Source organism: Pseudomonas sp. NFR16 (genome assembly GCF_900108875.1).
Taxonomy (GTDB): Bacteria; Pseudomonadota; Gammaproteobacteria; order Pseudomonadales; family Pseudomonadaceae; genus Aquipseudomonas.
The window spans coordinates 1,952,174-1,965,663 of record NZ_FNYJ01000001.1 but is presented as its reverse complement, the minus strand read 5'-3'; the positions used below and the strand labels follow the sequence as shown (position 1 = coordinate 1,965,663).

The following is a 13,490-nucleotide window of genomic DNA, read 5'->3' as shown; positions in this document are numbered from 1 at the left end:
CAGTTGGAGTCGTCCGGTTCGACGCCGATCACCTTGATCTCGGGGCGCAGGTATTTGACGTACGCCGCGATACCGGCGATCAGCCCGCCGCCGCCGACCGGCACGAAGATCGCGTCGAGCTTGCCCTGATGCTGACGCAGGATTTCCATGGCGACCGTGCCTTGTCCGGCGATGGTGTCAGGGTCGTCGTAAGGGTGAATGTAGACGTAGCCTTTTTCCTCGACCAGCTTCAGGGAATACGCCAGCGCCTCGGGGAAAGAGTCGCCGTGCAGCACCACTTTGCCGCCGCGCGAGCGCACGCCTTCGACCTTGATCTCCGGCGTCGTCCTGGGCATGACGATGGTGGCCTTGATGCCGAGCTTTCTGGCCGCCAGCGCCAGACCCTGCGCGTGGTTGCCCGCCGAAGCCGTGACCACGCCGCGGGCAAGTTCCTCGGCGCTCAGTTGCGCCAGCTTGTTGTACGCGCCGCGAATCTTGAAGGAGAACACCGGCTGCAGGTCTTCGCGCTTGAGCAGCACCTGGTTGCCCAGTCGCTCGGACAACTGACGAGCGCCCTGCAGCGGGGTTTCCACGGCGACGTCATAGACGCGGGAGGTGAGGATTTTGCGCACGTAATCACTGAGCAGGTGACTGTGAACCTGCACGCCGTCGAGGAGTTGGTTCATCGCGTTGTCCCCGTCGAGGTCGAAGCATCGATCAGGCATAGGGCTGGGGCGGCGAGGGTAGGGCGGATGATGATCATGTCTGGCTCCTGGTTCGATTTTTTGGCCCGGGAGACAGAGAGAGAAAACCCGCCTCGAGGGCGGGTTGGGTGCAAACGTCGGCTAACCCGCCATGACTGGAATGGCGGTAATAATTATCTGGCCGAAGAAATGCTTGGTTACGTTCATGGCTCGAAGACTATGGCGAGCTGTTCCATGCCGTCAAGTGGCAATCGTGCAATGCTTTCGTCATACAGCAACCTTGCGCTGGGAAATCGCCTACACGACAGTCAGCCAAATAATGCTATTTCGTCAGATTTTTCCTGACCACTTGCGTGAATTTTAACGGTGGGCTAAACATTGAGGATGGGCGACAGGCCACGCGCTAGAGCCTTGACAGGGATGTGTCGGTAAATTTTCTGCAATTGACCTCGTCTACTGTGCAAGAAGCCTTCATTTTTCAGTCATGAGGGCGCTTTAGGGTGGAGATCGCAGCAGTGATCAGTCGCTGAAACGACCCGCAAACACGACTCCCGAAGCAACAGAGAACAGCCACGAGGGCTTGAGTGATGGACGATTACCAAGAAGAACTGCTGGAGTATCAGGCGTACGAACTCGACCCAGTCGAGCCCGCTGATGACGCAACCGAGCTTTAAGCCTGCGTGGGTGAATGCGTCAGACTGAATGACGCTGGCTGCGGCGGAACTCTCCCGGCGTCTGTCCGTTCCAGCGTTTGAAAGCGCGTTGAAAGGCCTCGGCCGACGCAAAACCCAACAGATAGGCAATCTCTCCGAACGCCAGTTCGGTATCCCTTATGTAGGTCATCGCAAGATCCCGGCGCGTGTCGTTGAGGATCGCGCGAAAGCGTGTACCTTCTTCCGCCAGTTTGCGGCGCAACGTCCAGCTCGGCAGCTTCAGCCGGGCGGCGACTTCTTGCAGATCCGGCTCGCGCCCGCCATTCAACAGCGGCCCCAGCATTTGAGTGATTCGCTCGCGCAGCCCGCGCGTTCGCGTGAGTTGCTCCAGTTCGCGCTCGCACACGTGCAGCAGATGCCGCCAGGTGCTCGGCACATGATCCGGATTGCGCAGCCCGAGTTCGCGCAGGCCCAGGCGCAGTTGATTGGCGCCGGCGGCAAAGCTCACCGGCTGTTCGCTGAGGCCCGCATAATCCGCAGCATAGGCGGGTGCTTCGAATTCGATCTCCAGGCGCTCGGCCTGCAACGCGCTGCCCGACAGCGTGGAAAGCTGCTGCAGCCAGCCACTCAGGATCGAGTCCACCACAAACCGGTTGTAACCGTTGTACGGGCTGATGGAGTAGAAACGCAGCCAGGCGCCGGTGCTGTCTTCATGGAAACTGGACTGCCCTCGATAATTGGAGCCGTACAGGGGTTCGAAGCGGATCAGCGTGCGTGCGGCTTCGCGGACAGTCGGGGCCTGAGCGGCGGTGATGCCCGCCAGGCCCGCCTGACTGAAATGGCTCAAGCGTCCCATGCGCAAACCCAGCCCCGCGTTGCCGGTCAACTCGATGGCGGCGTGGCCCAGGCGCATGTAGCGCGGAATCGACAGCCGGGCACCGGGCTCGCTCAGCCGGGCGGCGTCCAGGCCGAACTGATCAAGCAGTGGCTGCGGGTCCTGGTCGAAGCTGCGAACGGCGTCGGCCAGGCTGTGAACGAAGCCGACCGACAGATCACCCAGACGTACCCGAGGCGTGCTCATCGGTCACAGCCACAGGTTGATCAAGCGGGCGCCATGCCCGGGTCGGGCTCCCTTGGGCGCTGCGGTAATGGACTGTTCGGCGATGCTTTGCCCGCCGCGTGTGGCGAAACTGTGTCCGGCGACGCCTTGATCCCAGAACTGCCCTCGCATGAACACGCTGATGCCCGCTTTTGCCGTGCTGGCAGGTGTGAGCGCCAGCCGACGCCAGGCTTCGCCTTCGGTCAGCGGCTTCGGCCCGAGGTCCAGATGAGCCGCTCGCGGATCATGTTTTTCCCCATGCCAGGGGCGCGACCAACTGCTGCTGCCCGCGACAAACGCAGGCACGGCAATCAGCTCGGCACCGCTGTCGTTGAGGCGTGCGTAGTTGTCCGGATACCAGCTGTCACTGCCGATGAGAACGGCCAGCCGACCGGCCGGGGTGTCGATCACGCGCAGCGGAGCGTCCTTGCCGGGGCGGATGTAGCCTCGCTGATAACCGCTGGGAAACAGCTGCCGTTGCGGCTGGCCGAGCGGCACGCCGTCGCGACCGAACACCAGGCTGCTGTTGTACAGCGCGCCGTGGCCGGCCTGCAGTTGCCCGTTGTTGACCTGCGGACTGGGCAGGACGATCGAGCCGGCGACCAGCGTGACACCGAATTCTCGCGCCAGACCGCCGAACACGTCCTGATAATCCTGCGCCATGCTGTTCGCCTTCATGCGCAGGTGCGCGTCCTGCAGTCGGTCGCGTCCTCGTGCATGGAACATCGCGTCGACGAACAGCAGCGGGTTACTGAAGGCCAGCCAGTTCAACGCCTCTTCCAGCGTGGTCGCCTGATAGAACTGGGATTTCTCGTTGATCGCGAACAGCCAGGTGCCGACGTGCTCGGGCAACACGACGATGGTTTTTTCGTTGATCAGCCCGTGCTCGCGGGCTTGCTCAAGGTACGCCGCCAGCTTGCGGTGCAGACGCTTGACGCTCGAGTAATCGGACGGGAACAGTTCGGGCTGGATGCCCAGCAGGTTACCGCGCTCACCGGGCTGGCCGTCGTTGATCACCAGCTGGATGCGCAAGTCCGCCAGGTAATGCCCGACATGCCGCTTGCTGGTCCACAAGCCGTAGCTGACAAGAAGGATCACCAGCACGGTTGCGGTGAGTGAGCCGAGAACTTTGCGCATGTAGAAACGAGAGCTGCCTTTGACGACGCGTGGTGGCATTGGGGTGTGCGAAGGCTACGGCAAACAGGGGCTTATAGAAAGGTTTTGCTGGGTATTCGGGCTGTGCAGGCGGGAGCCAGGAGAGAAGGCAGGGCGGTCTGGCGACCTGATGGCGTGGCAGGGGACGACACGCCGAGACCGCATCCGTCGTATATGGCTGCGGTCTGTGTACGGTGGCGCGCCGTTACAGACGGAAGCGGCTCACCAGGGCATTGAACGAGACTGCCAGGCTCGACAGCTCCTGAGTCGACGCATTGGTCTGATGCGCACCCGCTGCGGTCTGGGTCGACAGGTCCTGGATGTTGACCAGGTTGCGGTCGACTTCGCGGGCGACGTTGGCTTGCTCTTCCGACGCCGTGGCGATGACCAGGTTGCGGTCGTTGATCTGGGCGATGCCGTCGGCGATCAGCTCCAGCGCCTGGCCGGTTGCCTGCGCCAGCGCCTGGGTGTCGGTGACCAGCGACTGGCTTTTGCCCATCGCGCCCACGGCCTGATCGGCGCTGGTCTGCACGCTGTTGATCATGCCTTCGATTTCACCGGTGGACGCCTGAGTGCGGGCGGCCAGGGCGCGAACTTCGTCGGCAACCACCGCAAAGCCGCGGCCTTGCTCGCCAGCCCGCGCGGCTTCGATGGCGGCGTTCAGGGCCAGCAGGTTGGTCTGCTCGGCGATGCCGCGAATCACGTCCAGCACCTTGCCGATGTCGCGCACCTGCACGGCCAAATCCTTGACCATGGTGGTGGAGGCGGCGATTTCCGTGGTCGCGCTGTTGATCGCCGACACTGCGTTGCGCGCCTGATCGCGCCCGTTGCTGGCTTGCAGGCTGGTGGCTTTCGAGGCTTCGGACGTCGAGACGGCGTTGCGGGCGACTTCTTCCACGGCGGAAGTCATTTCCGTCACGGCAGTGGCAGCCTGCTGGATTTCGTCGTTCTGGCGCAGCAGCCCGCGACTGCCGTTGTCGGTCACAGCGGTCAGCTCTTCTGCTGCTGAAGCCAGCTGATCCGACGCGCTGGCGATCTGTTGAATGGTGGATTTCAGGCTGCTCTGCATCTCGGCCAGCGCAGTCAGCAATTGGCCGGCTTCGTCACGCCCGGTGCTGGCGATATGCTGAGTCAGGTCGCCTTCCGCGATGCGTCGGGCGCTCGCCACCGCGTTGGCGATAGGGCGGCTGATCAGACGGCTGATGAACAGACCCAGAACGATGGCCGCGATGAACGCCACGGTGATGCCGATGTAAAGCGAGGTCTTGGCTGACGATTCCAGCCGGCCCGCCGCTTCGGCGCCTTCTCCGATCTGACGGTCATTGGAGTCGACCATCACGGTCAATTCGTCCATTACCACTCGGTAGGTTTTCTGCAGGTCACCGAGCAGCAGATAGCGGCCATTTTCCAGATCGCCGGCCTTCATCAGCCCGACATACTTCTGCACCATGGCCTGATACACCGGCCAGTCCCGCTCCATTTTGTCACCCGCGGCGCGTTCATCGTCCGCCAGCGGCGTCTTGCGGTAATCGGCGAAAGCTTTTTCGCTGGCCAACTGGTTGGCGTTCATCGAGGCGATGTATTCGTCCTTCACGCTCTGCGGCAGGCCGGCTGCGGTGGCGACATACAAGCGGTACAGGTCACGGCTCTGGCCGACGGCCTTGGTTTTTGTCTGGGCGGTGTTGGCCACCGAGACAAGGTTGTTCACAAACACCAACTTCAGACTTCCCGAAAGTGCACTGACCCCCCGACTTCCTAACACGCCGACGCCCAGTGTGATGAACGCGCACAGCGCAAAGGCTGTAATCAACTTGGTGGAGAGTTTTGCATCATTGATCCAGCTCATGGGGCATCCTGCAGACGGGGTTTCGGGGGGGAAGTTTCGCCGTCTCCAAGCGAGACTCGGCGAGTTGTCGTATGTCTATCGGCGGGTTTGTCTACAGCTGTAGGGTTACGGAATGTTTCTTTGAGAGAAAGGCTCTGGATCGGCCGTCTCAGGGCTTTAAGGGTGACGCCAAGGCGATATGCCGTGGCTGTCTTTCAGGCGCGCCTTGGCGCGAGAAGTCGGGCTGAGAGCCCAACAGGAGGGATATTTTCCCTACAAATGGCCAGAATTCGTGGCCCGCGACGAAATAAGCGCACAAACGTTCCTGAATCACGCACGCTCTGTAACAGAAAACCTCATATCCTCACTTCGATTTTCACACTGCCCTGAGCGCGCTTGTTGAGAGTCATCATCAAAGCGCCGTGCTAGAGCCTTCGCCCAAAAAAATAAAAGATGGCACATAGCCTTTTTTGTTTGTTGCTTAATGTTACATTCTGTGAAATATTCGCCGAAATTCATACGACATCGTACGTCTTGATCTGCATCGAATGAGGTCAGGCGTCCGCGTGCTCGCATGATTCCAGATCCTTGAAAAAACAGAGAACGCAGTTCCTGGGGTTGAACTCATGTCGCGTCGCATTGATAAGGGAAAAAGCATGGGGTATGCCTTTGCAGGATTGTTCACACTGATGATCGCCGCGGCGGGACCGGCCTTCGGCGAGCAGCTTGAAAGCAGCGCTTCGGCGGGCAAACGTCTGGCGGTTGCGGCCGACTGCGTGGCGTGCCATACCGCGCCGGGCGGCAAAGCGTTCGCGGGCGGGTATCCGCTCAGTTCGCCGATGGGCATCATCTACTCGACCAACATCACGCCTTCGAAAACTGCGGGTATCGGCAACTACACCGCCGACCAATTCGCGCGTGCGGTGCGTGATGGCGTAACGGCCGATGGCACGCATTTGTACCCGGCCATGCCGTACACCTCGTATTCGAAAATGACCGACAGCGATATCGCCGCCCTCTACGACTACTTCATGAAAGAAGTGGAGCCGGTGGATACGCCGACCCGGAAAACCGCGCTGGATTTCCCGTTCAACATCCGCGCCTCGATGATCGGCTGGAACGCGCTGTTTCACAGCGACAAACGCTTCACGCCGGATCCGGCCAAATCCGCAGAGGTCAACCGCGGCGATTATCTGGTCAACGGGCTGGCGCACTGCGACACCTGTCACACCCCGCGCAACGTGCTGATGGCGGCGGACAACAGCAAGGCGCTGGCGGGCGGCACACTGGGCAGTTGGTACGCGCCGAACATCACCTCCGACAAAGTCAGTGGCATTGGCGCCTGGTCGAGCGACGAGATCGTGGCGTACCTGCGCACCGGGCACGTCGAAGGCAAGGCTCAGGCAGCCGGTCCCATGGCCGAGGCGGTTGAAAACAGCCTGCAGCACCTCAGTGATACCGACCTCAAAGCCATCGCGGCGTACCTGTTGCAGACCCAGCCGGTCAAGACGGGCGAAGCGAAGGCGCGCCATGAATTCGGCCAGGCATCGACTGACGAACTGACTCTGCGCGGCGGCAAGCCTGAGGACAATTCGGGCTGGCACATCTTCAGCGGCACCTGCGCCAACTGTCATCAGGCTGACGGTCAAGGCAACAAGGAATACCCGTCGCTGTTTCACAACACCGCGACCAGCCGCAGCGACAACCTGATCGCCGCCATCGTGTATGGCGTGCATCGCGAAGTCGACGGCGTGGCGATCGACATGCCTGCCTTCGGCCCTGACGCACTGTTTACGGATCGCCTCAACGACCAGCAGATCGCCGACGTCAGCAACTATGTGCTGTCGCGCTACGGCAATGCCGAGCGGACAGTGACGGCCGCCGACGTTGCGCTGGCCCGTGAAGGCGGCCCGAAAGCGCCGCTCGCCGTGCTCGCCAGATTCACTATCCCGGCCATCATCCTCGTCTGCGTGCTGATCGGCCTGGTTGTGATGGCGTTGATCTCCCGCCGTCGCAAGGGAGCTTGAATAATGGACAGTTCAATGACGCAAAAAAATGTATCGGCTCAAGACCTGGGCCCGGCGGGCGTCTCGCGTCGCAACCTGCTGCGAGGCTCGATCACCCTGGGTCTGACGGCGCTGGTCGGCAGCGTGATGCCATGGCAGTCGGTAATGGCTGCTCAGGTTTCCAACGACGACTTCATCGCCCTGTCGCAGTTTCTGGTGAGTCGACCGGTGAACGCCGTGCTGGCCGCGCGTTACTACGCGGCGCTGGATAAGCGTGCGCCCAATTTCTCGACCAACGTCATCGCTCTCAAGCAGCTGATCGGCGCTCAGGGTTACAAGCACGTCGATGAATATCTGGCGCAGGCCAATGCCGATGCTTCGCTGAAAGCCACGGCCACCAGCATCATTTCCGCCTGGTATCTGGGCATTGTCGGCGAGCCTGCCGATGCCGAACTGATCAGCTACTCGCTGGCCATGATGTACCAGCCTACCCACGGCATTCTCGCCATCCCCACCTACGGTGGCGGCCCTGCTTCGTGGGGCGCCAAACCAGCAGCTATTCAGGATTCGAAAGTATGAGCAGCGATCAATTCGATGCCGACGTGGTCATCATCGGCTCCGGCGTCATGGGCGGCCTGATCGCCACTGGCCTGGCCAAAGCGGGCAAGTCGGTCATCGTGCTCGAGGCCGGTCCTCGGGTGAACCGTCGTGATGTCGTGGAAACGTTCCGCAATGCCCCGGTCAAGTTGTCGCTGGCCAACGCCAAGCTGCAAGGCGCCGGTTCCCCTTACCCGAGCATGCCCCACGCGCCATCCACGTATGGCGACTACCTGCAGCAGGTCGGCCCGGTCAAATACAACACCTCGTACTTGCGTGTGGTCGGCGGCACCACCTGGCATTTCGGTTCTTCGTTGTGGCGCATGCTGCCGAACGATTTCCGCCTCAAATCGCTGTATGGCCGTGGCCGTGACTGGCCGATCAGTTATGACGAGCTGGAGCCTTTCTACGCCCGCGCCGAAACCGAGCTGGGCGTGTCCGGCGTCGACGGTCAGGACGAGAGCGGGCAGGGCGGTCAAGCCTACCCGCCGCGCTCGATTCCGTACCCGATGGAAGGCCTCAAGCCGAGCTACATGTTCAAGCGCCTGTCGGAGCTTTTGAGCAAAGGCGGTTACAACCCGATTCTGGAGCCCAACGGCCGTGCCACTCGCCCTTACGGCAAGCGCCCGCCGTGCGCCGGCAACAACAACTGCAACCCGGTGTGTCCGATTGCCGCCAAGTACGATGGCTCGATGCACATCGACGAAGCCGAGCGTCATGGCGCCAAAGTGCTCGAGAACTCGGTGGTTTACAAAATCGAGGCCGGTGACGATGGCAAGATCACCTCGATCTGGTACATGCGCCCGGACAAGTCGCAGCACAAGCTGACCGCCCGTTACTTCGTGCTTGCCGCCTACGGTATCGAATCGCCGAAGCTGCTGCTGATGTCGACGTCGGAAAAATACCCGAACGGCATTGCCAACTCCTCCGATCAGGTCGGCCGCAATCTGATGGACCACACTGGTATCAGCATGAACGTCATGGCCAAGGAAGACATGTGGCCGGGCGAAGGTCCGACTCAGTTGCTGGTTTACCTGAACAGTCGCGACGGCGAGTTCCGCAAAGACTTCCCAAGCTACAAGATCAAGGTGCGCAACACGGTGCCGACCTCGCAGATCACCTCCAATCTGATCGCGAAGGGCGTTCTGGGCTCCAAACTCGATGAGCAGATCCGTCTGCAATCGGCGCGTTCGCTGAACTGGGCGGTGGATTTCGAAACCTTGCCGCTGCCGGAAAACCGCGTCACGCCGAGCAAGACCAAGTTCGATGCAATCGGGCTGCCGGTCCCGGAAATCTACTACAGCGTTCCGGACTACTGGCATGCCGGTAAAGAGAAAGCGCTGGAGGACTTCAAACAGTTCGCCAAGCTGCTCGACGCCGATATTCTGAGCACGGACACCGGCTTCCAGAACCGTCAGCACATCATGGGCACGACCATCATGGGTGACGATCCGAAGGATTCGGTGGTCGACCGCGATTGCCGCACCCATGACCACCCGAACCTGTTCATCGCCGGCACCAGCGTCATGCCGTCGTCGTCGTGCGTCAACCCGACGCTGACCGGCGCTGCATTGAGCATTCGCATCGCCGACGTGCTGGTGGGCGAAGTCTGACACGGCAACATCGCCGTGCACCTTGCGTGAGCTTCATGCAAGGTGCACGGGGTCCTTTCGATGCCCCTCTTTGTGCGTGAACGCCGCCATGGCAGTTTACCTCGCGGCTCTGCGCCAGGCGGTAACCGAGCCGAACACGATCATCCCGAATGGGGCGCAGGTCATGCACTGAAGGCGGCCGCCGGCTTTGCAGGCAGTGAAGGCCGAGTTTGCGCATTCGGCAGCAGCGCGTTCATCTGAGCAGGAATGACAGAGAGCGAGCGCATCGGGCGCTGCGCCGGATGTTCGATCACTTACCCTGTGCAAAGTACGTGTACGCCCCCGTCATCGAAGCCATAGCTGGTACAGGCGCGCGGTCGCCGCGTGCTGAGTGGCCAATTCAACCGCTGGTTTCCCGCTGACCGGCCTTGCGCTCATACTTTCGTGTGGATCGGCTAACTCCATGGATGATGGATGAACGGCACGTGGCGCGCTTAATCTGCAGCTCGCTCAAATGCAGTGACCCTGCGGCGTCCGACAGTGACCGCCGCGTCGCTGATTGCCCCCTCAAGGCTGGATCCCCTACGAGTGTTTGCGATGACCGACGACAACATGTTTTCGAATGGTCTTACCCGGCGAGCCGTGATGATCAGTTCCCTCGGTGTCGCGGCCGCCGCCGCGTTGCCGCTGCCCCTCTTCGCACAGTCAAGCCAGTCCGCTGGCACCTCACCTTCTGAAAAAGGCCCGATGCGCATGGACACCATTACTACCAAAGACGGCACCCGGATTTTCTACAAGGACTGGGGCAGCGGTCAGCCGATCGTCTTTCACCACGGCTGGCCACTGAGCGCCGACGATTGGGACGCGCAGATGCTCTTCTTCGTCTCCAAGGGCTATCGCGTCATCGCCCACGACCGCCGCGGGCACGGGCGTTCTTCGCAGACCGCCACGGGCAATGAAATGGACACGTACGCCGCCGATGTCGCCGAACTCGCCGCGCACTTGAACCTGAAGAACGCCGTGCATATCGGTCACTCGACCGGCGGTGGCGAAGTGGCGCGCTATGTTGCCAGATACGGGAAAGACGGGCGTGTGGCCAAAGCGGTGCTGATCGGCGCGGTGCCCCCCATCATGCTGAAGACCGAAAAGAACCCGGGCGGCCTGCCGATGGACGTGTTCGACGGTTTTCGCGCGGCGCTGGCAGGCAATCGTGCCCAGTTCTATCGCGATGTGCCGTCGGGCCCGTTCTACGGTTTCAACCGTCCGGGCGTCCAGACCCTCGACGGTGTCGTCGACAACTGGTGGCGTCAGGGCATGATCGGCGGTGCGAAAGCGCAATACGACTGCATCAAGGCGTTCTCCGAGACCGACTTCACTGAGGACCTGAAAGCCATCAATGTTCCGGTGTTGGTCTTGCACGGCGAAGATGACCAGATCGTGCCGATTGCCGACTCGGCTCACCTGGCGATCAAACTGCTGAAAAAGGGCACGCTGAAGACCTACCCGGGTTACCCGCACGGCATGGCGACCACGCACGCCGACGTCATCAACAAGGATTTGCTGGCCTTCGTCCAGGGCTGATCCATCTTACGCTGCGGGCGCACACGCGCCCAACGCACCTGCCTCATCGCAGCCTGGCTGCGCCTTCGTTCTATCTCTCTTATGCCTGCTGTTCATTACGATCATCAAGTTGTCACTTTCGGACATTGAGCGTGACCGGGGGGCTGTTTACTGTTTGCGTCATGAACAGGGCTATAGTTCAAGTCCCTGAAGCAATCGACGAGCGCAGTAGACGCTCGCGCCCCCGTGATGACGCTCGATGGAGTTTTGTATGGCCGCTGCTCACTACCCGCATTTGCTGGCTCCCCTGGACCTGGGTTTCACCACGCTGCGCAATCGCACCCTGATGGGTTCCATGCACACCGGGCTGGAAGAGAAACCCGGCGGATTCGAGCGCATGGCGGCGTACTTCGCCGAGCGCGCTCGCGGTGGTGTCGGCCTGATGGTCACAGGGGGCATCGCGCCGAACGACGAGGGCGGTGTGTATTCCGGCGCGGCCAAGCTGACGACGTCCGAGGAGGCCGATCACCATCGCATCGTGACCAAGGCGGTGCACGAGGCGGGCGGCAAGATCTGCATGCAGATCCTTCACGCCGGGCGTTATGCCTACAGCCCCAAGCAGGTTGCGCCGAGTGCGATTCAGGCGCCGATCAACCCGTTCAAGCCCAAAGAGCTGGATGAAGAGGGGATCGAGAAGCAGATTCAGGACTTCGTTCACTGCGCGACGCTGGCACAGACCGCCGAGTATGACGGCGTCGAGATCATGGGGTCGGAAGGCTATTTCATTAACCAGTTTCTCGTCGCCCACACCAACCATCGCACGGACCGCTGGGGCGGCAGTTACGAGAACCGCATGCGTTTGCCCGTGGAAATCGTGCGTCGGGTGCGCGAGGCCGTCGGCGCGAACTTCATCATCATCTATCGCTTGTCGATGCTTGACCTGATTGAAGGCGGCAGCAGTTGGGAAGAAGTCGTGCAGCTGGCCAAGGCGATCGAGCAGGCCGGGGCGACGCTGATCAACACCGGCATTGGCTGGCACGAAGCGCGGATTCCGACCATCGCCACCAAGGTGCCGCGCGCGGCGTTCGTCAAGGTCACGGCAAAAATGCGCGGTTCGGTGTCGATCCCGCTGATCACCACCAACCGCATCAATACGCCGGAGGTCGCCGAACAAGTGCTGGCCGAAGGCGATGCCGACATGGTGTCGATGGCGCGGCCTTTCCTGGCCGACCCTGACTTCGTCAACAAGGCGGCCGCGGGACGAGGCGATGAGATCAACACCTGCATCGGTTGCAACCAGGCCTGTCTGGACCACACGTTCGGCGGCAAGCTCACCAGTTGCCTGGTCAACCCTCGGGCGTGCCACGAGACCGAGCTCAATTATCTGCCCGTCACGCAGGTCAGAAAAATCGCCGTGATCGGTGCAGGCCCCGCCGGGCTCGCGGCCGCGACCGTGGCGGCCGAGCGCGGTCATGAGGTGACGCTGTTCGATTCGGCGAGTGAAATCGGCGGGCAGTTCAACATTGCCAAGCGCATTCCGGGCAAGGAAGAATTTTACGAAACCCTGCGCTACTTCGGCCGCAAGCTGCAGACCACCGGCGTCGATGTGCGCCTGAACACGCGCGTGTCAGTGGACGATCTGGTCGGCAAGGGCTTCGATGAGGTGATTCTGGCGACGGGGATTGCGCCGCGTACACCGGCCATTCCCGGCATCGATAACGACAAAGTGCTCAGTTACCTCGACGTGATCCTGCAGCGCAAGCCAGTGGGCAAGGCGGTGGCGGTGATCGGCGCAGGCGGTATCGGCTTCGATGTGTCCGAATTTCTGGTGCACCAGGGCGTCGCCACCAGTCTGGATCGCGACGGGTTCTGGGAGGAGTGGGGCATTGATGGTGCGCTGTCGGCCCGCGGCGGCGTTGCAGGCGTCAAACCCCATCCTCATGCGCCGGCGCGTCAAGTATTTCTGCTGCAGCGCAAGACCTCCAAAGTCGGCGATGGCCTGGGCAAGACCACTGGCTGGATTCACCGCACGGGCCTGAAAAACAAGCAGGTGCAAATGCTGAACAGCGTCGAGTACCTGAAGATTGACGACGCCGGTCTGCACATTCGCATCGGCGCGGAGGGCGAGGAAAAGCTGCTCGCGGTGGACAACATCGTCATCTGCGCCGGCCAGGATCCGCTGCGCGAGCTGTACGACGGGTTGGCGGCGGCGGGGCAGAGCGTGCACCTCATCGGCGGCGCCGACGTGGCCGCAGAACTCGACGCCAAGCGTGCCATCAACCAGGGATCGCGACTGGCGGCGCAGCTGTAAGGGTTGGAG

General features: G+C 61.6%; 9 protein-coding genes. 5 read left to right on the top strand and 4 right to left on the bottom strand.

The window, feature by feature from the left end:
• The 4 genes from BMZ10_RS08690 to BMZ10_RS08675 all read right to left on the bottom strand — a co-directional run.
• The coding region (locus BMZ10_RS08690; protein WP_143070276.1) for a pyridoxal-phosphate dependent enzyme at nt 1-626 on the bottom strand (626 nt) is incomplete at its 3' end.
• Between the two features lie 750 nt (nt 627-1,376).
• Complete coding sequence (locus tag BMZ10_RS08685; RefSeq protein WP_093459836.1) at nt 1,377-2,417, bottom strand: AraC family transcriptional regulator; 1,041 nt, start codon at nt 2,415-2,417, stop codon at nt 1,377-1,379.
• Between the two features lie 3 nt (nt 2,418-2,420).
• Nucleotides 2,421-3,572, bottom strand: coding sequence for a carbon-nitrogen hydrolase family protein (locus BMZ10_RS08680; RefSeq protein ID WP_093459834.1), 1,152 nt, complete (start codon nt 3,570-3,572; stop codon nt 2,421-2,423).
• Between the two features lie 223 nt (nt 3,573-3,795).
• Nucleotides 3,796-5,436 carry a methyl-accepting chemotaxis protein gene (locus BMZ10_RS08675; protein ID WP_093459832.1) on the bottom strand — a complete coding sequence of 547 codons (1,641 nt, stop codon included), beginning with the start codon at nt 5,434-5,436 and terminating at the stop codon, nt 3,796-3,798.
• Nucleotides 5,437-6,041: 605 nt separating this feature from the next.
• Here BMZ10_RS08675 and BMZ10_RS08670 point away from each other — a divergent pair.
• From BMZ10_RS08670 to BMZ10_RS08650, 5 genes are all read left to right on the top strand, one after another.
• Complete coding sequence (locus tag BMZ10_RS08670) at nt 6,042-7,442, top strand: c-type cytochrome (protein WP_093459830.1); 1,401 nt, start codon at nt 6,042-6,044, stop codon at nt 7,440-7,442.
• 15 nt (nt 7,443-7,457) lie between these two features.
• Complete coding sequence (locus tag BMZ10_RS08665) at nt 7,458-8,000, top strand: sorbitol dehydrogenase family protein (RefSeq protein WP_256214407.1); 543 nt, start codon at nt 7,458-7,460, stop codon at nt 7,998-8,000.
• A complete protein-coding gene (locus BMZ10_RS08660) occupies nt 7,997-9,631 on the top strand; it encodes a GMC family oxidoreductase (protein ID WP_093459826.1) in 1,635 nt (544 codons plus the stop codon). The genes BMZ10_RS08665 and BMZ10_RS08660 overlap by 4 nt, the downstream gene beginning before the upstream one ends.
• Nucleotides 9,632-10,363: 732 nt before the next feature.
• Complete coding sequence (locus BMZ10_RS08655) at nt 10,364-11,191, top strand: alpha/beta fold hydrolase (protein WP_218147198.1); 828 nt, start codon at nt 10,364-10,366, stop codon at nt 11,189-11,191.
• A gap of 250 nt (nt 11,192-11,441) precedes the next feature.
• A complete protein-coding gene (locus tag BMZ10_RS08650) occupies nt 11,442-13,481 on the top strand; it encodes an NADPH-dependent 2,4-dienoyl-CoA reductase (protein ID WP_093459824.1) in 2,040 nt (679 codons plus the stop codon).
• Nucleotides 13,482-13,490 lie beyond the last annotated feature (9 nt).